Consider the following 19,024-nt stretch of genomic DNA (forward strand, 5'->3'; position numbering starts at 1 on the left):
GCTTAGCCCCTGTTCTTTTTCTTGAACATGTCCAGCATGCGCTGGGTCACCAGGAAGCCGCCGAAGATATTGATGCTGGCGAGGAAGATGGCGATGGTGCCCAGCACCGAGGTCAGGGTGATTTCCTGGCCGTTGATGTCCACCACCTGCAGCATGGCGCCGACGATGATGATGCCGGAGATGGCGTTGGTCACCGCCATCAGCGGGGTGTGCAGCGCCGGGGTGACGTTCCATACCACGTGGTAGCCGACGAAGACGGCCAGTACGAAGACGGTGAGGCTGGTGATGAAGGGGTCAACCATGTTGCGGCTCCTTATTCGTTTGCGCGGCGGGCTTGGCGGTGGTGCCGAAGCGCAGTTCGCCCTGATGGGTGATCAGCGTGGCCGCCAGCAGGTCGTCTTCCAGGTCGATTTTCAGCCCCTCGGCGCTCAGCAGCAGGCCGAGGAAGGTCAGGAGGTTGCGCGCGTACAGGCTGGAGGCGTCGGCGGCCACCATCGAAGGCAGATTGGTCAGGCCCACCAGATGCACGCCGTTGTCGGATTGCCAGGCCTCGCCGGGGCGGGTCAGTTCGCAGTTGCCGCCGGATTCGGCCGCCAGGTCCACGATCACCGAGCCCGGCCGCATCGCCGCCACGCTGGCGGCGGGCAGCAGCACTGGAGCCGGCTTGCCGGGAATCAGCGCCGTGGTGATGACGATGTCGGCGGCGGCGGCGCGCTTGGCCAGCAGTTCGTTCTGCCGCGCCAAGAATTCGGGCGTCATCTCGCGTGCGTAGACGCCGGAACTGGCGGCCTTCTCCTCGTCGCTCATCGGCACTTCGATGAACTTGGCACCCAGCGATTCCACTTGCTCGCGGGTGGCGGGGCGCACATCGTAAGCCTCCACCACCGCGCCCAGCCGCTTGGCGGTGGCGATGGCCTGCAGGCCGGCCACGCCGACGCCCAGCACCAGCACGCGGGCCGCCTTCACCGTGCCGGCGGCGGTCATCAGCATGGGCATGAAGCGCGGATAGAACTGGCAGGCCAGCAGCACGGCCTTGTAGCCGGCGATATTGTTCTGGCTGGACAGCACGTCCATGCTCTGCGCGCGGGTGGTGCGCGGCAGCAGCTCCAGCGCGAAGGCCGACACGCGCTTGGCCGCCAGTTGCGGCAGCAGCGGGTTGTGGTAGGGCGACAACATGCCCGCCAACACAGCGCCGGATTTCAGCGCGTCGAGGTCGGCGGCGTCGGGCGAGCCCACGCACAGCACGATGTCGGCGCCGGACAGCAGCGCGGGGCGCTGTTCGACGATGCTTGCGCCGGCCTCGCGATAGGCGGCATCGGGGATGGCCGCGGCCTTGCCGGCGCCGGCCTCCACCGCGACGGTGTGGCCGGCGGCGGCCAGTTTCTTCACCGTCTCCGGCGTGGCCGCGACACGGTGTTCTCCGGCCAGCCGTTCGGCTGGTATGGCGATGTGCATCTCTGGATCTCCTGCAAATGGATGGGAATTCAGGATCTTGAACGGCCGTGCGCGGCGTTTTCGAACGGCTGTTTGAAAATGATTAAAAGCATGTTGCAGTGCATTATGCAAGCCATATATTGGCTACCGTATATCGTCTGACATAGTGGCCAGGGCGGGAAACGGCGCAGGGCGGCGGCGGTTTGCCATGATTAAAACGGATTGATATTCAAATATCATGAAAATTGGTTTGTGCGGCGCGCGGAGGCCTGGCGGCGCCGGGGAACCACCGTAATCGTCACGCCGCCGCGGTGTAAAGCCGGGAAAACCGCGTAAACCGCAAAAGTTTGCGCCGGATCAGAGGCGGTCTATTGGCCGCTGCCGCGATACAGGTCCAGTTTGAAGCGCTCCAGCGTGCCGTCGGTGCGCAGCTTGGCCAGACCCGCGTTGAAGCGGGCCATCAGTTGCTCGTTGCGCGGCGAGCGTTGCATCAGCAGGTGGCCGTACTGGATGCTGAACGGGCGGGCTTCGGTGGTGACCAGATCGTGCGCGCCGCGCGGGAAGGCGTCGGAGGACAGCAGTTGCCAGCCGGTAAATTCGTCCAAGGGGAAGAGTTCTATGCGGCCGGCCAGCAGCTTCAGCAGATTGGTCTTGTCGTCATTGGCTTCCTCCACCGACAACACGCCTTGCTTGGCCAGTTGCCGGAATTCGGCGGTATAGGTGTAGCCCCGTGTGGCGCCGAAGCGCAGGGTGCTCAGCTCGCGCAGCTTCTGCCAGCGCGGCATCGCCAGATCCTTGCGGTGGAACAGCAATTCGCGGTGCTCGGAGATCGGCTCGCTGTATAGGAATTCCTGCGCCTTGGCCGGATCGTCGTACCAAAAGGAGCTGGCCCCCACGTCGCCGTTGCGCAGCGATTCCAGCGCCCGCGCCCACGGCATGAAATGGAAGCGCACCTGTATGCCTTCGCGGGCGAAGGCCTCGCGCACCACCCGGCTGACGAAGCCTTGCTGCGCCAATTGCTCGCCGCTCCATGGCGCGTATTCGCCGGTGGAGATCAGCAGCTCGGCAGCCAGCGCGGAAGCGGCCCATGCGCATAGCCACAGCAGGCGCAGGACGGCCAGCAAGAATTTCATGGCGGACTCGGTTCGGATCGACTCATCCTAAAGTTATACACCGTGCGGAATATTTTCTGATCAAATGTATTGATTCGTATGAATCTGTCGCGCCGGCCCGCCGGCTGGCTTGCTATGATCGCGACATGAGCCACGGTTGAGGAGGCCGCTTGCTATCCCTGATGACGCCATTGCCCGATTTCCGCAATCTGGGCGTGATGCTGCGCGTTCTGCTATTGCCTTTGCTGCTGTTGTTCGCCGATGGGCTGCTGGCGCTGGGCGCTCCGGAGCCTTTGTGGCATTGGCTGCAGACGGCGCTGGCCATCGTGCCCGGCAGCCTGTTGGCGCTGGCGCTGCTGGCGTTGGCCCATCCATGGCTGGCCAGGCAAAGGCTGGGGCCGCTGTGGGCGCTGGCGCTGACCGGCGTCTGTTTCGCGCTGTGCCAGTACGCGCTGCGCGGCGAACTGGGCCAAGGCTGGGCCGCGCCGTGGGTGGCCGTGCTGGCGGCGGCGCTGTTATTGCATTATCTGTCGCTGCGGCAGCGCGCCTTGTCGCCGGCGCTGGCCGAGGCAAGGCTGGCGGCCTTGCAGGCGCGCATCCGGCCACACTTCCTGTTCAATACGCTGAACGCGGCGATTGCGCTGATCCGGCTGCAGCCCGCCAAGGCGGAAAGCGTGCTGGAGAATCTGTCAGACCTGTTCCGGGCGCAGATGGCGGACCCGGCGCGCGCGTCGACGCTGGCGCGCGAGGTGGAGCTGGCGCGGATGTATCTGGCGATAGAGTCGGAGCGCCTGGGGCCGCGCTTGCGCGTGGCGTGGCAGCTGGATGCGCCGCAGGATGCCGCGCTGCCGCCGTTGATTCTGCAGCCCTTGGTGGAAAACGCCGTCTATCACGGCGCGGAACGTCTGGCCGGCGAGGTGGAGATCCGGGTGGCGGCACGCCTGGCCGGCGGCTTGCTGGAGCTGGCGCTGGATAACCCGGTGCCGGACGAGTCCGACGCCGCCAGCCCCGGCAGCGGCATGGCCTTGTCCAATCTGCGCGAGCGCTTGGCCTTGTTTTTCGACGCCGAGGCCAGCCTGGTCACCGAACGCCGCGGCGACCGTTACCACACCCGCCTGCGCCTGCCGTACCGGCGGGCGGCTGAATGAGACAACTCGGGAGTCATGCATGGGAAAGAACCGTTTGGAGGCGTTCAGCGACGGCGTGATCGCCATCATCATCACCATCATGGTGCTGGAACTGAAAGTGCCGCATGGCACCGACTGGCAGGCGCTGGCGCCGTTGCTGCCGGTGTTTCTGAGCTATCTGCTCAGCTTCGTCTACGTCGGCATTTATTGGAACAACCACCATCATTTCTACCATGCCACCCGCCGCATCGACGGCCGCGTGCTGTGGGCCAATCTGCACTTGCTGTTCTGGCTGTCGCTGATTCCCTTCGTCACCGGCTGGATGGGGCAGAACCACTACGAGCCGCTGCCGGTGGCGCTGTACGGCGCGGTGCTGCTGATGTGCTCCATCGCCTGGTGGATCATGCAGCAGGCGCTGTTGTGCCTGCCCGGCAACCGCACGCGGCTGTCGGAGGCGCTGGGCGGCGACATCAAGGGCAAGCTCTCGCCCGTGTGCTATCTGCTTGCCATCGCCTCGGCCTGGTGGCATCCCTGGCTGGCCGGCGCGCTGTACCTGGCGGTGGCCTTGATGTGGCTGGTGCCGGACCGGCGCATCGAGTGCATGTTGTACGAGGAGGGCGGGGACTGAAGCGCGTGGCGGCGGCAGCCGTATTCGTTTAAAATGCCGCTATCCATCCATCAGGGGGTAGGTACCATGTACCAGTCCGATTTCACCAAGTTCATCAATGGCTTCCTGGAAAAGAACCCGGAAGTGGACAACGAGCGCCGCGAGCTGCGCCTGACGCTGTGGGACCGCCAGGTCGACCTGGACGACCAGCGCCGCTGGAAGGAGTCGCGCGTGCCGCAGAAGCCTTACGTCTACCAGCCGGAATAAGCCCCGGCCGGACCCGATCGACGCCCCATGCGGGCGTTTTGTCATTTCTGGAAAGCCCATCATGACCCGCCGCACCGTGGCGCTGGACAGCGCCCTCTCCGATTATCTGTTCGACATCGCCGTCACCGAGCATCCGGTGCAGCGCGAGTTGCGCGAATTCACCGCCGGCCACCGCCTGGCCAAGATGCAGATCTCGCCGGACCAAGGCCAGTTCATGGGCTGGCTGGCGCGGCTGATCGGCGCGCGCCGCTATCTGGAGATCGGCGTGTTCACCGGCTACAGCGCGCTGACCGTGGCGCTGGCGATGCCGGAGGACGGCTCGGTGGTGGCCTGCGACGTCAGCGAAACCTTCACCAACATCGCCCGCGAATATTGGCAAAAAGCCGGGGTGGCGGAGCGCATCGACTTGCGCCTGCAACCCGCGCTTGCCACGCTGTGCGAACTGTTGGACGCCGGCCGCGCCGGCAGTTTCGACCTCGCCTTCATCGACGCCGACAAGCCAAGCTACCGCGATTACTACGAAGCCTGCCTCGAACTGGTGCGGCCGGGCGGCGTCATCGCCATCGACAATATCTTCCTGTCCGGCCGCGTGGTGGCGCCGAAGCCGGAGGATCCGCCGGGCGTGCATCTGGTGCATGCCTTCAACGCCAGCCTGAAGACCGATCCGCGCGTCAATATGTGCGTGCTGCCGATAGGCGATGGCTTGACGCTGTGCACGCGGCGCTAAACGCGTGGCATGAACTTTCGATGAATCCACGCAGTCTGAAACGTTTTGGCCGCAGCATCGACACCATTGCCGATGCTATGATGGCCATTTGACCGAGCCGAATCTGAATCCGTCATGCTGAATCGCCGTCCCCGCCGCCAGATGAACCAGATGAACGTCGTGCCCTATATCGACGTGATGCTGGTGCTGCTGGTGATTTTCATGGTCACCGCCCCGATGTTCACCCCCGGCGTGATCGATGTGCCCAGCGTTTCCCAGGCCGCGTCCATCGATGTGCGGCCGCTGGAAGTCACCGTGGATGCCACCGGCAAGATCGAGCTGATAGACGGCGAGCAGAAAACCCGCGTCGACTCGCTGGACGATCTGGCCAGCCAGTTGCAGGCGCTGGTCGGCAACGAACAGCGTCCGGTGGCGATCTCCGCCGATGCCAACCTCAAGTACGCCGAAGTGGTGAAGATCGCCGATCGCCTGCACCAGGCTGGCATCAAGCGCGTGGCGCTGACAGTCAAACAAACGCCCAAGCAATGAGTTCGCAATCGTCTTCCTCGCTGCGCCCCTGGACCCTGATCGCCTCGGCGCTGTTTCACGCTGTGGTGATCGGCCTGCTGCTGTGGGGCGGTTTCCAGTCCTCGCAGCCGCAGAATCCCGCGCCGTTGGCCCTGGAGCTGTGGACGACCGCGCCGCCGCCGCCGGCGACGATTACCGCGCCGGTGACGCCGCCCCCCGCGCCGCAACCGGCGCCCGAGCCGCAGCCGGCGGTGGCGACGCCGCCGGCCGAGGTGAATCTGGGCAAGAAAACGCCGCCCAAGCCCGAAGTGGTCAAGCCGGAACCCAAGTCGCCGGCCGAACCCAAGCCGGAACCGAAAAAGCCTAAGCCGGAGCCCAAGCCCGTCGAGCCGGAACCCAAACCGCACGACAAGGCCAAGCCGGCGCAGAAGGCACCAGAGAAGAAAGAGCCGAAGGTCGCGCAGACGCCGCCTGCGGCGAAACCTGGACACCGGACGGCCAAAGCCTATAACAGCGAGGCGGATGATTTATTGTCCAGCCTGGACAGCACGCGCACCAGCGGCAAGCCGAACGCGCGCAGCGACCAGGCCGGCAGCAAGAACGGCGTGGCTGGCGGTGCGGTCAACGGCTCCGGCGTCAGCGCCGGCTGGATCGACATGGTCAAGGCCAAGGTGACGCCCTTGGTGCAGATTCCACCGGCCATGGCCGGCAATCCGGAAGCGCAGCTGCGGGTGACGCTGCTGCCCACGCTGGAAGTGAAGTCGGTGCAGCTGGTGAAAAGCAGCGGCGTGCCGGCTTACGACGATGCCGTGCAAAGAGCGGTGTGGGAAGCCAAGACTTTTCCGAAACTGCCGGCCGGCGCCAATTTCAATGATGGTTACCGGACATTTGTCCTGAAATTCCGTCCGCGTTGAACGGACAAAGCGAAGACTTGAGGAAAACATGCCCAGTTTGAAAGCCCTGTTGCGGGGCGTGCTGGTGGCGGCGATGCTGGTCGCCGGCAGCGCGCGCGCCGAACTGAACATCGAGATCGTCGGCGGCGGCGCCAGCCGCCACGCCATTGCCGTGGTGCCGTTCAAGGACGAAGGGCCGACCCAGGGCAACCTGACGCCGGTGATCCGCAATGACCTGGCCTTGTCCGGCGCCTTCCGCCTGGTGGACCCGTCCGCCGTCGCCAATGTGCCGTTCGTCCCGGCGGACGTGCGCTATCCGCTGTGGCAGGCGGCAGGGGCCCAGTCCATCGCTATCGGCAAGGTGGAAAACGCGGCTGGGGGCCAGATCAAGATCAGCTTCCGGCTGATGGACGTGTCGCAGCAGAAGCAGCTGACCGGCGGGGAGTTCACGGTGACGCCGGACCGCAGCCGCCAGGTGGCGCACGCCATCGCCGACCTCATCTACGAGGCCATTACCGGGCAGAAGGGCTTCTTCAACACGCGACTCGCCTATGTGCTGAAGTCCGGCCGCAGCTACGCGCTGCAGATTTCCGACGTGGACGGCCAGCGCAGCCAGACTATCCTGCGCTCGACCGAACCGATCATTTCGCCTAGCTGGAGTCCGAACGGCCGCTATATTGCTTATGTGTCGTTCGCCAGCCAGAAGCCGGTAGTATGGGTGCAGGATCTGGCCACCGGACAGCGTCGCGCCGTGGCCAACTTCAAGGGCAGCAATTCCGCGCCGGCCTGGAGCCCGGACGGCAGCAAGCTGGCCGTGGTGCTGACCACAAGCGGCAATTCGCAAATCTACATTATCAGCGCCGACGGCGGCGCGGCGCGGCGGCTGATGTACAACGGCGGCATCGACACCGAGCCGGCCTTCAGTCCGGACGGCTCCATGGTGTATTTCGTGTCCGATCGCAGCGGTAATCCGCAGATCTATCGCGTGCCGGTGAACGGCGGCGACGCCCAACGCGTCACCTGGGAGGGTAATTACAATGTTTCGCCCAAATTGTCGCCCGATGGCAAGACATTGGTCTATATTCGTCGCGCCGCCGGCAATTTCCGTGTGATGTCGCAGGATTTGGCAACTAATGACACGCGTCTATTGTCAGATGGAAGTTACAGTGAGCGCCCCAGCTTCGCGCCGAATGGCCGCATGGTGCTGTACTCCAGCGACGTCGGCGGACAAAGCGTGCTGTACGCGGCCACCGCCGACGGCAGCAGCAAGGTGAAACTGGCAGTGCTTAACGGTGATGTACAGGACCCGGCATGGGGTCCATTCAACAATCCTTGATCGGGAGCCAAATGATGAATCTGAAACAACTCGCCCTTGCTTCTGCAGTCGCTACCCTGCTGGCCGCTTGCGCCAGCACCAAACCGGCCGAAGCCCCGGCCGCTCCGGTTACCCAAGCCCCGCAGACCCAGGCTCCGGTAACGGCTCCGGCTACCCAGAGCAATGCGGCGATGGACCCGCTGAACGACCCGAACAGCCCGTTGGCCAAGCGCAGCGTCTATTTCGCCTTCGATTCCTCCACCGTTGATGGCGAAGGCAAGACCACCGTGGCCAACCACGCTGAGTACCTGAAGGGCCAGGCGGACAAGAAAGTGATCATCCAGGGCAATACCGACGCCCGCGGCAGCCGCGAATACAACCTGGCCCTGGGCCAGCGCCGCGCCGAGAGCGTGAAGCACGCGATGGAAGTGCTGGGCGTGAAGGAACAGCAGCTGGAAGCCGTCAGCTTCGGCAAGGAAAAGCCTAAGGCTACCGGCCACACCGAAGCCGATTACGCCGAGAACCGTCGCGCCGACATCGTTTATCAGGGCCAGTAAGCGCCTGCCGCGGGCGGCTGTATAGGCTGCCCGCCGTTGTCACTCCTGCCGGATATCAAGGGGCGGGCTGCCAAGCGGCGGCCAAACCGCTATGATATCCGGCAGTCTTCATCCATCGGAAAGCCCATGAATCGCATCGCCATCAGTAGCGCCCTGCTGTTGACGCTGGCTGGCTGCGCCAGCACCAGCGACCTGGAAGCCACCCGCCGCCAACTGGACCAAGTGAACCAGCAGGCGACGACGCGTATCGCCGCGGTGGAGAGCAAGCTGTCCAATGAAAAGCTGCTGGAAATGGTCAGCCAGGTGGACAACCTGAAGGCCGAAGTCGCCAAGCTGCGCGGCGACATCGAAGTGCTGAACTACAATCTGCAAACCACGCAGAAGCGCCAGAACGACCTGTACAACGACCTGGATGGCCGCCTGGGTCGTCTGGAAGGCACCGGCAAGCACGATGCCTCGCAACCGGCTGCAGCCGCCCAGCAGCAGGCCGCTGCCGGCGACAGCCAGGCCTCGCCGGATTACGACAAGGCGCTGAATCTGCTGCGCGCGCGCGACTTTCCCAATGCCGTCAACGCGCTGTCGCTGTTCATCCAGCAGAACCCGCAAGCGCCGCAAGCGGCCGAAGCCGCATACTGGCTGGGCGTCGCCCACACCGCCTTGCGCCAGTACGACGCCGCCATCGACATCCACCGCCGCTTCGTCGAGCAATACCCCAACAACCATTTCGCGCCGGACGCGCTGCGCAACATCGGCAACTGCCAACGCGATTTGGGACAGGTGGATCAGGCCAAGAACACCTATCGCCGCCTGATCAAGCTCTATCCGAAGAGCGACGCCGCGCTGAAGGCCAAGCAAGCGTTGGCCAGAATGTAATATCTCCGCGCGCTCCCGCCGCCGCGCGGGAGCGGGCCGCTTTGCCTCCCTCCTCGTTTCCTCCTGCCTGTTCCAGCAAGCCAGCACTCTGCGTCATATTTGTTGTCTCATCGCCACGGTCTGCAGCCGGGAAGTGGACGAATCTATATTTGAAATGATATTGTCATTGTATTGATGTGAATATCATACTTAAAACATAACTCTACGCCCGGCATCAGATCGAGCGGGAGGCTTCGCTCAGGCAACCATCCACTTCGATTCCACCGGCTCAGCGCCGGCAAAGGGACTGAATGCATATGTTGTCACCGCAGCCGCACCGCGCGCCTGGAGAAACAGACGCGCCTCCCCAGTTGAACGAGGAGCAAAGGCGCAGCCAGATATCGTCTGGCCACCGTCTGATACGCCTGGTCCGTCAGAAGCGTTTCCATCTGTATTCGAAGGCCGAATTCCATACCCGCGCCGTGCGTTTGCCAGCGGACTACTGGCTGCACCATTTCGTGCCGGCCTTGCGCGCCGGCATGAACGAGACCATGGCCCAGCGGGTCAGCGCGGCGGTGGCTAGGGCGCGCAAGAACGCTGGTTTGTATGGCGTCGCCAAGCCCGGCGTGGCCGAGTTCATCGCCGAGGCCTTCTTCGACAACTGGTGGTTCAAGGCCAAGGAGGACAATATGTCGCGCGCGGCTCTGCGCGACCGCGTCCGCGAGCTGATCGCCCAAGGCAAGCCCATCCGCTTGCACCTGCCCATCCTGTCGCGCAAGCCGTTCAGTCCGGTCAAGAACCGCGGGCCGCTGCCGGACCTCGCCGAATTGCATACGCTGGCGCGTTGCGCCGAGGCGGCCCAGGTGATTCATGCGCTCAGCCCCACTGGTTGCCAGTTCGTCATCCTGGCGGACGGTTTCAAGTACAACCGGGCCTGCCGGACGCCGGACGTCTTCGTGGCCGCCTACCAGGATGGTTTGCGCTACTGGATAGAACAGCTGGCGATTGGCGACATCGTCAAGCTGGAGAACTACGAGCAGTGGGTGGCGGCCGGCATTCCGGCAGCCCTGGCCGAGGAGCGGACTCGGCGTTATCAGGCGCACTGCCGCGAGCTGGAGGCGCGCTATGGCGCGCATTTCGACGCGGATGCGCTGGACGAGAGCATGGCGGCGCTCGAGCGGCTGGACGATGTCGGCGGCCAGCTGAGCTTCACTTTCTGGTCGGTGGTCGGCTCGGTGTATTACGAGGAGCTGTTCGCGTTGGCCGAGACGGATTCCTTCGCTGATCGCCATTACGGCGACGAGGTCCAGCAGCTGTATATCGCCTATCTGTCCTCGCTGCACCGCAATCTGGCCGAATACCGCTTCCAGGGACTGCATCTGCCCATGTTGGGTTATTTCCCGCCTGAGCGGACCCGCGAGCTGTTCCGCGCGCTGCGCCGGCAAGCCTGGGAGGCGGCGATCCGCTATGTCGCGATCTCGCTGACCGACCGCGACCTGGATGTCGTCCGGCGCATAGACGGCGACGCCATCAAGCTGACCATACACGGCAAGAAGGGCGAAGTGCATTTCCTGTCCGCCACCAAGCAGGATGTCAATATGACGGCCCAGCATTGCTGCGGCGGGGTTGCCGCGTCGGTGGAAGGCGCCAAGCTGACTTTCCGCTACCGGCTGGAGAGGGAGTCGCTGGGCGAGGTGCCAGTCCTGATCGAGCGCTTGCCGGATACGGCCTTCTACCGGGAAAAATACGGCGCGCTGCACGCGCTGCAAAAGCTGGATCAACCTATCTGCTACGCCTCCGCGGCAGAGCTGGCCGGCAATGGCCTGATGCACACCTTATTGCTGAGGAAGGGATGATATGACGACGAGCAATTTGTTCGCCGGGCGGGAGTTGTTGAGCGAGTCCAATCTGCACAAGGTTTTCTCCAGCGAGCTGGGCGGCAGCCTCAGTCTGGAGCCGCGCGCGGAGTCGGCCAGCATTTCCGCCGATGGCGTGAAGGAAATGCTAGGCAGCTGGCGCGCCGCCATCGAGCGGGAAGCCGTCGCGCTGGCCCGGCTGGCGCCGAGCGCGCTGACCGACTTGCCGCCTGGCTGCCTGTATGAGCATCAGGACCAGCCTGACTGGCTGCTGGCGGCGCAGGCATGCGAGATTTTCCGCAATCCCATCGTCAGCAAGAACGCCGGGCGGCTGGACGTCAAGGCGCTGCAGCGCAATATCCGCGATTGGCTGGGCCGCGACGGCGAGCCGACTCTTGTCATCGGCTGGGGCCAGCCCAAGCGTTCTGCCGGTGGCCTGAAAGCTTTCGGCCCCTATGCCGATCTGGCGGAAATGTACGCTATCGGCCGCTTGCTGGTGATCGTCAAGGCGCTGGAGAAGGTGGCGGCCCGCCCCATCAAGCTGGCTGTGCTGACCGGCGGCAGCCGTTTTTTCGAAGCGTTTTTCACCCGGCCGGAGCTGACGCTGCGCTACGACCAGCAGCGCCAAACTATCGCCGACGCGCTGGCCGGTCCCGGCGTGATCGAGTTCCAGGCTTATTCGCAGGCGGTGGGCGACGGCGGCCATACCGCCATTTCCGGCGAGCGTGCCGTCAAATTCCGACAGGCGCTGGCCGGCGTATCCGATGAAATGGCCGCCGCCAAGTTTGGCACCGTGCTGCTGAATGTCGACTGGGAGCACATATTCGCCCCGGACCCGGCGCAGCGCCAAAAGGCTCCGCATGGTCTGCCGCTGCCGGACAGCGTGGCGGCCTGGTTGGCGACCGGCGATGCCAATCGCCTGGTGCGGGCCGCTGTCACCAGCCTGATCTCGCCGCGCCACCAGGCCGCCTGTCTGGACATGATAGGCAGCGAAACCGTGCTGGAGGACGCCATCTCCTTCATCCAGAGCGTGGCGTGGGAGTCCACCCGCAAATACATCGCCCTGCACCTGATGGATGGCGGCGACGAGACGGCGGGTGCGTCGGAGGCCAGCGGCCGCAACGCGCTGCGGCTGACCGTGCATGAGAAGGACAAGCTGCGCGATATGCCGGCCATCTTCACGCTGGGGCCGCGCGGCGGCAATCAGCTGTCCCAGCATGTGCTGGCCATGGTGGGGGAGCGCGGCGAGACCGTTTTCGGCGCTTACGCGGAATTCTGGGCCGGCCCGGCGCGGGCGGTGCGCCTGGAGCCGCAGGGCGACTATCCGGTGTTCGCCTGGCTGGCGGAGTCGGGGCAGCCGCTGTGCCTGTCGTCGGTGGCCGACGAGGCGTTGTTGCAAGCGTTGTGCCGCGCCTCGGCCGCGGCTTGAGCGGGAGCGGGCATGAGCGATGACATGATGAACACGCCGGCGGACGCAGGCCTGGTCCTGTTCGATCTGGACGGCACGCTGGTGGACACGCTGGACGATGTGGCGCTGGCGATGAACCGGGCGTTGCGCGAGCTGGGCCTGCCTGAGGCGGAGACGGCGCTGGCCCGGGAATGTCTGGGGCTGGGTGGATTGGCGTTCCCGCGGGCCGCGTTGGCGCGAGCGGGGCGCGAGGGCGAGGCGCTGCTCGCCGACCTCAACGCGCGCTATCTGGAGCATTACGCGCAGAGCCTGGCCGAGCATTCCCGTTTGTATCCGGGCGCCGCCGCCGCGCTGGACGCGCTGGTTGCGCAGGGCGCGGCGCTGGGGCTATGCACCAATAAGCTGAGCCGCTTCACGTTGCCTCTGCTGGACAGCCTGGGCCTGGCCGGCCGGTTCGACGTCATCGTGTGCGGCGATACCCTGGACTGGAAGAAACCGGATCCGCGGCCGCTATTGCACGCGGTCCAGCTGGTGGGGCGGGCGCCGGACGTAGCCGTCCTGGTCGGCGACACCGCAATAGACCGCCAGGCCGCCCAGGCAGCTGGCATGCGCTTCATCCATGCGCGCCATGGCTATGGCGAAGGGCTGGACGGCGAGGCATGGTCCGTGGGCGCGCTGGACGAGCTGCCGGCGCTATGGGCCGATTTCACCAACGGCGCGGCGCGACGCCGCGCCATCGCTTGAAGAGGATGTCTTTCATGGAAAAGCCTTCCCGCGACATCCTGGTCCTGGCCCTGGGCCAGGCCTTGACCAGCACGGTGGTGTCCCTGCTGACCTCGGTGTCCAGTCTGTCCGGTGCCTATCTGGCGCCGGAACGCTCGCTGAGCACGCTGCCGGTCACCGCGACGGTGCTGGGCGCGCTGTTGATGATTTATCCGGCGTCGATGCTGATGGGGCGCATGGGCCGCCGCAGCGGCTTCATGTTCAAGGCCGGCATAGGGGTGCTGGGCGGCGTGGTGTGTTGCCTGGGCTTGTGGGCGCAGAGTTTCGCCACGCTGATCCTGGGCGCCTTCCTGCTGGGGATATTCAGCTCTTTCGGCCAGTATTACCGCTTTGCCGCCATAGACGCGGCGCGCACGCCGGAGGAACGCACCTCCGCCGTGTCCATCGTCACCGGCGCCGGGGTGGCCGGCGGCGTGACCGGGCCGTTCCTGGGCGGGCAATTCGCCGGCGCGCTGAGCGGCGTGCCGTATGCCGGCGCCTTCGCCGCGCTGGCCGCGGTGTGCGTGCTGCTGGCGCTGTCGCAGATGTGGCTGTCGACCGAGCTGGGCAAGCATGCGGACGCGCCGGGCGCCGCCGGCAGGCTGGACCTGCGCAGCGATTTCGCCAAGGCCAGCGCGCTGTGCGCGATAGGCTTCGCGGTGATGACGCTGGTGATGAACGCGACGCCGATTTCCTTGCAGATGTGCGGTTTCGGCGTGCAAATGTCCGCCCAGGTGTTGCAGGTCCACTTCGCGCTGATGTATCTGCCCTCGCTGTTCAATCCGACGCTGGTGCGCTGGTTTGGATTGCGTGGGCTGGTCGCGGCCGGCATCGCGATCAGCGCCGCCGGTTGCCTGATGACGCTGCTGCCCACGCAGAGCTACGCCGTCTATATGGCGGAGCTGGCGCTGTCCGGCATAGGCTGGAACTTCATCTTCAACGGCGGCACCCTGCTGTTGGCCAATACCTATCCCGCCTCGCTGCGGGTTAAGGCGCAGGGCATCAATTCGCTGGTGGTGTACAGCGCCAATGTGCTGGCCTCGTTCGGGGCCGGCGCCTTCATGGCCTTCTATGGCTGGCAAGTGGTCAACGCGGTTTGCCTGCCCTTGCTGGCCGTCGCCGCGCTGGTGTTGCGCTCGGGTCAAGAAAGCGCGCGCAAGGCGTATTCCAGGGGCGCGTGAGCGGGGACTGCGGTTCCGCATGCGTCATCCCTGTTGCCGGCCATAAGCAAGTGGTGTGCGGCATAGGCGCGCCATGGCCGCCAGTTTTCCATTCTGGCGGGCGACAAATCCGCGGTTTTGCCTTCCCGTGCGAGCAGGGCGGCTTGCCAGTCCGGCTCGGGCGGCAGCCGGTCTGGCCCGTCGGGCGGCGGCGGCTCGGCCGATTCCGGCAACGCGAAGCGCAAGGCTGGAAAGGCGGGATGGGACAGCGGCTGGCCGCGCGTTTCCAGCCACTCCAGCCTGTCCGGGATCGAAAGCTGGCGGAAGCGGATTTCCTCGCCATCCCAGACGCCGGGCAGCCGCAAGCCGGTTTGCCGCGGGACCAGCTGCGCCAGCAAGGGGTCTTGCGCCAGTTGACGCTCTATCGGTTCCATATCCGCCGCAAGGTCGAACATGGCCCTGACGCGCGCCAGCAGCTGCGGCAAGGCGCGCAGACGGGGAAGGTGCAGGCCGACACGCAGGGCGTGCTGCCGCGGCTCGTGGCTGACCGTCAGCACCCCGCATTCGCCATCCTGGGCGATGGCGCGGACATAGCAGTCTTCCCGCACGATCTCCAACCCGGGAACGGCTTGTCGCCGCAGGTAATCCAGCATGGCTTGCCAGTGGTAGGGCGGACGATAGCGCAGCAGTAGGCTGATATGGTCTGACGCCGCTGCCGCGGCGTCGATGTCGCGGCGCAACGCGCCAGGAGGACGGCGATACAGCTGCTGGAACACTTCATTGAAGCGACGCACGCTGCCGAAGCCGGCGGCAAAAGCGATGTCGGTCAGCGGCATGCGGGTCTCATGGATCAGTTGCTTGGCCAGCAGTATCCGGCGCGTTTGCGCCACGGCTTGCGGCGAAGCGCCCACATATTGCGCGAATAGTCGGCGCAATTGCCGCTCGCCCACGCCCAGCTTATCCGTCAGCAGGGACAGACCGGCTTCGTCCAGAGCGCCTTGCTCGATCAGCGCCAACGCGCGCGCCACGGTGTGGGAGTGGCCGCTGTTGGAGACGCCGCGCCAAGCGCCGGAATCCGGCGCGGCTTCCGGCCGGCAGCGCAGGCAGGGACGGAAGCCCGCCTCTTGCGCGGCGGCGGCTGTCGGATAGAAGTCCACGTTTTCGCGGCGCGCGGTGCGAGCAGGGCAGATCGGCCGGCAGTAGATGCCGGTGGTGCGCACGCCGATGAAGAAGCGGCCGTCGAAGCGGGCATCGCGGCTGGCCAGCGCGCGATAGCAAGTATCGGGATCGAATTCCATCGCCTGATGATCGCGCCAATTCCCCGTCGCAGCCAGCGGTTTTCGGAACTGAATAGCGGGCGCTGTCCACGTCCGGAATCCGCCAGCAGGCGGGCGATGCTTGCGAGACGATGACGGCGTTTCCCACAACAGGAGTCGTCATGATTGCGCCGCTGACCCAGTTCCAGCATTTCCGCCAACTCAACATTCAAGGCAAGCTGCTGCTGCCCAATGCCTGGGATGCCGCCAGCGCCCGGTTGTTCGAAGCCGCCGGCCATCCCGCCCTTGCCACCACCAGCGGCGGCATCGCCTACGCCCGAGGTTGGCGCGATGCTCAGCGCATAGGACGCGAGGCGATGCTAAGCGAGATCGCAGCCATCGTCCGCGGCGTGGACGTCCCCGTCAGCGCCGACATCGAGGCAGGCTATGGCCTATCCCCGCAGGATGTCGCCGTGACTGTACGGGGGGCGATGGAGGCCGGCGCGGTTGGCGTCAATCTGGAGGACAACGGCCATGGCGCTTTGGCGCAGCCCTTGTTCTCTATCGAGTCGCAATGCGCGCGCCTGGCCGCCGCCAGACAGATGGCCGACGCGTTGAACGCGCCGCTATGGATCAATGCCCGCGTCGATACCTATTTGTTGGACTTGGGGCTGAGTGCCGAGCGGCGCTTCGCCGAAACGCTGGCGCGCGGCAACGCTTACCTGGCGGCCGGCGCGGACATGGTGTTCGTGCCCGGGTTGGTCGATGTTGTCGAAGCGGCACGGCTGGTCCGAGCCCTGAACGGTCCGTTGAATCTGATGGCCTTGCCTGGCGTGGCCGGCGCGTCTGACTGGTTCGATGTCGGCGTAGCCCGAGTCAGCCTGGGCGCAGGGCCGATGCTCGCGGTGATGGGGTTGGTGCGGCGGATGGCGGACGAGGCGCGCTTGGGCGAGTGGCCATCCATGCTCGGCCATCACTATGGCTTTGCCGAGGCCGAGGGCTTGTTTGAGCATGCCTGAGCTTGTTCTTCCCTCGCGTGGCGTGTACAAAACGACATTCGAATTTTTGTGCTGAGGGTACGATGGAGACGGTGCGCTATGCCGAGCAACTGGCGGTATTTGTTGAAGTGGTTCGTTGCCGCTCGTTTTCGGCGGCGGCGCGGCGGCGTGGCGTCACGGCTTCTGCCTTGAGCCGGCAGCTGGATCAGCTGGAGGCGTACTTTGCCCTCCCGCTGCTGGTGCGTTCCAGTCGCGGGGTGAGGCTGACCGATGGCGGCGAACGGCTGTTCATCCGCGCCCAGGGGATTCTGGACGCGCTGGCCGATATGGACGCAGAGGTGCGCGCAGTGGCTGGCAGTACCGAAGGCGTGCTGCGGATCAGTTGCTGGCCAACTTTTGGCAAGCGGCAGATTCTGCCTTGGCTGATCGACTGGCAGCAAAACCATCCGGAATTGAGACTGGAACTGGACCTGACCGAGCGGTTGGCTAATCCATCGCTGGAGCGTCTGGATGGCGCCATCCGCATCGGCGTGCTGCCGGACAGCGGGCTGTATGCCAGCCATCTTGGCCGCCAGCGCTGGCTGGTGGTGGCCAGTCCGGATTATCTGGCGCGACATGGGCAGCCGGTTGGGGAGGCCGATCTGGCCGGCCACCGCTTGTTGGACAAACTGAACGATCCGTCAGGCCATGGCTGGCGGCGTATCCTGCCGCAGATGGAAGCGGCGTTGCGCTGCGACGATTTCGACGCCTTGCGCGAGGCCGCTTGCCTGGGCTTGGGGTTGGCGCTGTTGCCGGATTGGGTCGCGCAGTCCGATCTGCGAGTTGGTCATCTGCGGCTAGTGATGCGTGATCCGGCCGGCCGCGAGGAGGACATCCATCTACTGAGGGCGTTGCCGGCAATGTCGGCCAAGCTCCAGCTATTCCATCGGGCGTTGGCACGGCAGTTGGCGGGAAGTGGAGAGTTCAGGCAGGCAGCCGGCGGTTGACGCGCCAGATCAACAGCGTGGCGCACAAGCCGAAGGCGGCAATCCCCATCCAGCCGAAACGCGGCGCCAGGCTGGCGCCCAGCCGCGTGCCCAGCGCGCCGCCCAAGAAATAGCTGGCCATGAACAGGGTGTTGAGCCGGGAACGGGCCTGGGCATCCAGCGCCAGCGCGCGCAACTGGTTGCCCAGCAGTGCGGCGCGTCCGCCCACATCCAGCAGCAACAGCGCGGCGATCAGCGCCGGCAGCATGGTGCCCCAAACCAGCAAGGCGAAGGCAGCCAGCGCCAGTCCCGCGCCTAGCGTCACCAGTTGGCGGCTGCCACGGCGGTCGGCCCATCGGCCCAGATGCGGGGTGGCGAGGATGCCGGCCACGCTGGCGAGACCGAATAACCCCACTTCACCGCTGGCATAGTGATAGGGTGCCTGAGCCAGCAACCAGGCCAATGCGCTCCACAGCGCGCTGACAGCGGCGAACGAGGCCGCACCGCACAGACAGGCGGCACGCAGCAGCGGCTGGAGTCGCCACAGTCGCCATAGCGAAGCCAGTAGCGCGGGGTAGGCTGTGTTCGTGGAGCCGCAGCTGGAGGGGATACGCGGCAGGACGAACAGCAGCAGCAAGACATCGACTCCTGCCGCCAGCCAGTAAACCGCTTGCCAGCCGCCATGGGTTGCCAGCGTGCCGGCTATGCTGCGCGACAACAGAATACCGCTAAGCATGCCGCTGAGGATGCAGCCGACCACCCGTCCTCGCTGTTCCGGCGCGGCCTGCTGAGAGGCCAGCGGGATCAGCACCTGGGCGCTGATGGCGCTGGCGCCTATTACCAGGCTGGCCAGCAGCAGCTGGCTCAGCGAGCCTGCATTGGCAGCCAGCACGGCTCCCGCGCCGTTACTTATCCACAGAGCAGCCAGCAAGCGTTTTTTATCCACAATGTCGGCCAAAGGCAGCAGCAATAGCAGACCTGCGGCATAGGCCAGTTGCAGCACTGTGGCGACGGTGCCTATGTGATGCAGGCCGGTACCCAGGGATTGGGCCAGCAACAGCATCAGTGGCTGGATGTAATAGAGATTGGCGACCGCGCAGCCGCTAGCGGCTGCGTACAGCAGCAATTGCGGACGCGGCAGACTGGCGGGGGCAGAAACGGCAGAAGATGGCATCATAGCTGCATTCCGAGGAGTGACGGGCTGCAGTCTAGGCGGGCAAG

At 65.3% G+C, this 19,024-nt stretch carries 20 protein-coding genes; 15 read left to right on the forward strand and 5 right to left on the reverse strand.

The features are described 5' to 3' along the window. Positions 1-2: 2 nt before the first annotated feature. The 3 genes from JHD59_RS11560 to JHD59_RS11570 form a co-directional block, all read right to left on the reverse strand. Positions 3-302: a proton-translocating transhydrogenase family protein gene (locus JHD59_RS11560; protein WP_199154349.1), complete on the reverse strand. Its 300-nt coding sequence runs from the start codon at positions 300-302 to the stop codon at positions 3-5. Further along, positions 295-1,455, reverse strand: a complete 1,161-nt coding sequence (locus JHD59_RS11565; RefSeq protein ID WP_199154350.1) for a Re/Si-specific NAD(P)(+) transhydrogenase subunit alpha — start codon at positions 1,453-1,455, stop codon at positions 295-297. The genes JHD59_RS11560 and JHD59_RS11565 overlap by 8 nt, the downstream gene beginning before the upstream one ends. A gap of 347 nt (positions 1,456-1,802) precedes the next feature. Further along, positions 1,803-2,567: an ABC transporter substrate-binding protein gene (locus tag JHD59_RS11570; RefSeq protein WP_199154351.1), complete on the reverse strand. Its 765-nt coding sequence runs from the start codon at positions 2,565-2,567 to the stop codon at positions 1,803-1,805. A 149-nt stretch (positions 2,568-2,716) separates the two neighbouring features. On the opposite strand from JHD59_RS11570, the gene JHD59_RS11575 reads away from it, so the two are divergent. From JHD59_RS11575 to JHD59_RS11635, 13 genes are all read left to right on the forward strand, one after another. Further along, positions 2,717-3,694 (forward strand): sensor histidine kinase, encoded by a 978-nt coding sequence (locus JHD59_RS11575; protein ID WP_199154352.1) that lies wholly within the window; start codon positions 2,717-2,719, stop codon positions 3,692-3,694. Between the two features lie 19 nt (positions 3,695-3,713). Further along, positions 3,714-4,301: a TMEM175 family protein gene (locus JHD59_RS11580; protein WP_199154353.1), complete on the forward strand. Its 588-nt coding sequence runs from the start codon at positions 3,714-3,716 to the stop codon at positions 4,299-4,301. Between the two features lie 66 nt (positions 4,302-4,367). After that, complete coding sequence (locus JHD59_RS11585) at positions 4,368-4,547, forward strand: DUF3460 family protein (protein ID WP_043627403.1); 180 nt, start codon at positions 4,368-4,370, stop codon at positions 4,545-4,547. 61 nt (positions 4,548-4,608) lie between these two features. Continuing rightward, the gene (locus JHD59_RS11590) at positions 4,609-5,274 is read left to right on the forward strand and encodes a class I SAM-dependent methyltransferase (RefSeq protein ID WP_199154354.1); all 666 of its coding nucleotides are present in this window, start codon (positions 4,609-4,611) and stop codon (positions 5,272-5,274) included. 114 nt (positions 5,275-5,388) lie between these two features. After that, entirely contained in the window at positions 5,389-5,802 is a 414-nt protein-coding gene (locus JHD59_RS11595) for an ExbD/TolR family protein (protein ID WP_199154355.1), read from the forward strand. Next, on the forward strand, positions 5,799-6,695 hold the full coding sequence (locus tag JHD59_RS11600) for an energy transducer TonB (RefSeq protein WP_199154356.1): 897 nt from the start codon (positions 5,799-5,801) through the stop codon (positions 6,693-6,695). The genes JHD59_RS11595 and JHD59_RS11600 overlap by 4 nt, the downstream gene beginning before the upstream one ends. 28 nt (positions 6,696-6,723) lie before the next feature. Further along, entirely contained in the window at positions 6,724-8,010 is a 1,287-nt protein-coding gene (gene tolB / locus JHD59_RS11605; RefSeq protein WP_199154357.1) for a Tol-Pal system beta propeller repeat protein TolB, read from the forward strand. Between the two features lie 14 nt (positions 8,011-8,024). Continuing rightward, on the forward strand, positions 8,025-8,546 hold the full coding sequence (gene pal, locus JHD59_RS11610; protein WP_199154358.1) for a peptidoglycan-associated lipoprotein Pal: 522 nt from the start codon (positions 8,025-8,027) through the stop codon (positions 8,544-8,546). A gap of 126 nt (positions 8,547-8,672) precedes the next feature. Continuing rightward, positions 8,673-9,419 (forward strand): tol-pal system protein YbgF, encoded by a 747-nt coding sequence (gene ybgF, locus JHD59_RS11615; RefSeq protein ID WP_103321821.1) that lies wholly within the window; start codon positions 8,673-8,675, stop codon positions 9,417-9,419. Positions 9,420-9,709: 290 nt separating this feature from the next. Next, complete coding sequence (locus tag JHD59_RS11620) at positions 9,710-11,254, forward strand: L-tyrosine/L-tryptophan isonitrile synthase family protein (protein ID WP_199154359.1); 1,545 nt, start codon at positions 9,710-9,712, stop codon at positions 11,252-11,254. Between the two features lies 1 nt (position 11,255). Next, positions 11,256-12,683: a hypothetical protein gene (locus JHD59_RS11625; protein WP_199154360.1), complete on the forward strand. Its 1,428-nt coding sequence runs from the start codon at positions 11,256-11,258 to the stop codon at positions 12,681-12,683. A gap of 12 nt (positions 12,684-12,695) precedes the next feature. Then, positions 12,696-13,406 carry an HAD-IA family hydrolase gene (locus JHD59_RS11630; protein ID WP_199154361.1) on the forward strand — a complete coding sequence of 237 codons (711 nt, stop codon included), beginning with the start codon at positions 12,696-12,698 and terminating at the stop codon, positions 13,404-13,406. 14 nt (positions 13,407-13,420) lie between these two features. Next, a complete protein-coding gene (locus JHD59_RS11635; protein WP_199154362.1) occupies positions 13,421-14,605 on the forward strand; it encodes an MFS transporter in 1,185 nt (394 codons plus the stop codon). Here JHD59_RS11635 and JHD59_RS11640 read toward each other — a convergent pair. Beyond that, complete coding sequence (locus JHD59_RS11640) at positions 14,566-15,882, reverse strand: bifunctional transcriptional activator/DNA repair enzyme AdaA (RefSeq protein ID WP_199154363.1); 1,317 nt, start codon at positions 15,880-15,882, stop codon at positions 14,566-14,568. The genes JHD59_RS11635 and JHD59_RS11640 overlap by 40 nt on opposite strands. A 140-nt stretch (positions 15,883-16,022) precedes the next feature. Here JHD59_RS11640 and JHD59_RS11645 point away from each other — a divergent pair, with 140 nt between their 5' ends. Continuing rightward, positions 16,023-16,859, forward strand: coding sequence for an isocitrate lyase/phosphoenolpyruvate mutase family protein (locus JHD59_RS11645; RefSeq protein WP_199154364.1), 837 nt, complete (start codon positions 16,023-16,025; stop codon positions 16,857-16,859). A 62-nt stretch (positions 16,860-16,921) separates the two neighbouring features. Further along, positions 16,922-17,824 carry a LysR family transcriptional regulator gene (locus JHD59_RS11650; protein WP_199154365.1) on the forward strand — a complete coding sequence of 301 codons (903 nt, stop codon included), beginning with the start codon at positions 16,922-16,924 and terminating at the stop codon, positions 17,822-17,824. Here the strand turns inward: JHD59_RS11650 and JHD59_RS11655 are convergent. Next, the gene (locus JHD59_RS11655) at positions 17,802-18,980 is read right to left on the reverse strand and encodes an MFS transporter (protein WP_199154366.1); all 1,179 of its coding nucleotides are present in this window, start codon (positions 18,978-18,980) and stop codon (positions 17,802-17,804) included. The two genes, JHD59_RS11650 and JHD59_RS11655, sit on opposite strands and share 23 nt — an antisense overlap. Positions 18,981-19,024: the final 44 nt, after the last annotated feature.

Source organism: Chromobacterium sp. ASV23 (assembly GCF_016428945.1).
GTDB lineage: Bacteria > Pseudomonadota > Gammaproteobacteria > Burkholderiales > Chromobacteriaceae > Chromobacterium > Chromobacterium sinusclupearum.

Coding starts and splice junctions, on each gene's coding strand:
- JHD59_RS11560 (WP_199154349.1), bottom strand. CDS start 302: ATGGTTGACCCCTTCATCACCAGCCTCACCGTCTTCGTACTGGCCGTC.
- JHD59_RS11565 (WP_199154350.1), bottom strand. CDS start 1,455: ATGCACATCGCCATACCAGCCGAACGGCTGGCCGGAGAACACCGTGTC.
- JHD59_RS11570 (WP_199154351.1), bottom strand. CDS start 2,567: ATGAAATTCTTGCTGGCCGTCCTGCGCCTGCTGTGGCTATGCGCATGG.
- JHD59_RS11580 (WP_199154353.1), top strand. CDS start 3,714: ATGGGAAAGAACCGTTTGGAGGCGTTCAGCGACGGCGTGATCGCCATC.
- JHD59_RS11585 (WP_043627403.1), top strand. CDS start 4,368: ATGTACCAGTCCGATTTCACCAAGTTCATCAATGGCTTCCTGGAAAAG.
- JHD59_RS11590 (WP_199154354.1), top strand. CDS start 4,609: ATGACCCGCCGCACCGTGGCGCTGGACAGCGCCCTCTCCGATTATCTG.
- JHD59_RS11595 (WP_199154355.1), top strand. CDS start 5,389: ATGCTGAATCGCCGTCCCCGCCGCCAGATGAACCAGATGAACGTCGTG.
- JHD59_RS11600 (WP_199154356.1), top strand. CDS start 5,799: ATGAGTTCGCAATCGTCTTCCTCGCTGCGCCCCTGGACCCTGATCGCC.
- tolB (WP_199154357.1), top strand. CDS start 6,724: ATGCCCAGTTTGAAAGCCCTGTTGCGGGGCGTGCTGGTGGCGGCGATG.
- pal (WP_199154358.1), top strand. CDS start 8,025: ATGAATCTGAAACAACTCGCCCTTGCTTCTGCAGTCGCTACCCTGCTG.
- ybgF (WP_103321821.1), top strand. CDS start 8,673: ATGAATCGCATCGCCATCAGTAGCGCCCTGCTGTTGACGCTGGCTGGC.
- JHD59_RS11620 (WP_199154359.1), top strand. CDS start 9,710: ATGCATATGTTGTCACCGCAGCCGCACCGCGCGCCTGGAGAAACAGAC.
- JHD59_RS11625 (WP_199154360.1), top strand. CDS start 11,256: ATGACGACGAGCAATTTGTTCGCCGGGCGGGAGTTGTTGAGCGAGTCC.
- JHD59_RS11630 (WP_199154361.1), top strand. CDS start 12,696: ATGAGCGATGACATGATGAACACGCCGGCGGACGCAGGCCTGGTCCTG.
- JHD59_RS11635 (WP_199154362.1), top strand. CDS start 13,421: ATGGAAAAGCCTTCCCGCGACATCCTGGTCCTGGCCCTGGGCCAGGCC.
- JHD59_RS11640 (WP_199154363.1), bottom strand. CDS start 15,882: ATGGAATTCGATCCCGATACTTGCTATCGCGCGCTGGCCAGCCGCGAT.
- JHD59_RS11645 (WP_199154364.1), top strand. CDS start 16,023: ATGATTGCGCCGCTGACCCAGTTCCAGCATTTCCGCCAACTCAACATT.
- JHD59_RS11650 (WP_199154365.1), top strand. CDS start 16,922: ATGGAGACGGTGCGCTATGCCGAGCAACTGGCGGTATTTGTTGAAGTG.
- JHD59_RS11655 (WP_199154366.1), bottom strand. CDS start 18,980: ATGATGCCATCTTCTGCCGTTTCTGCCCCCGCCAGTCTGCCGCGTCCG.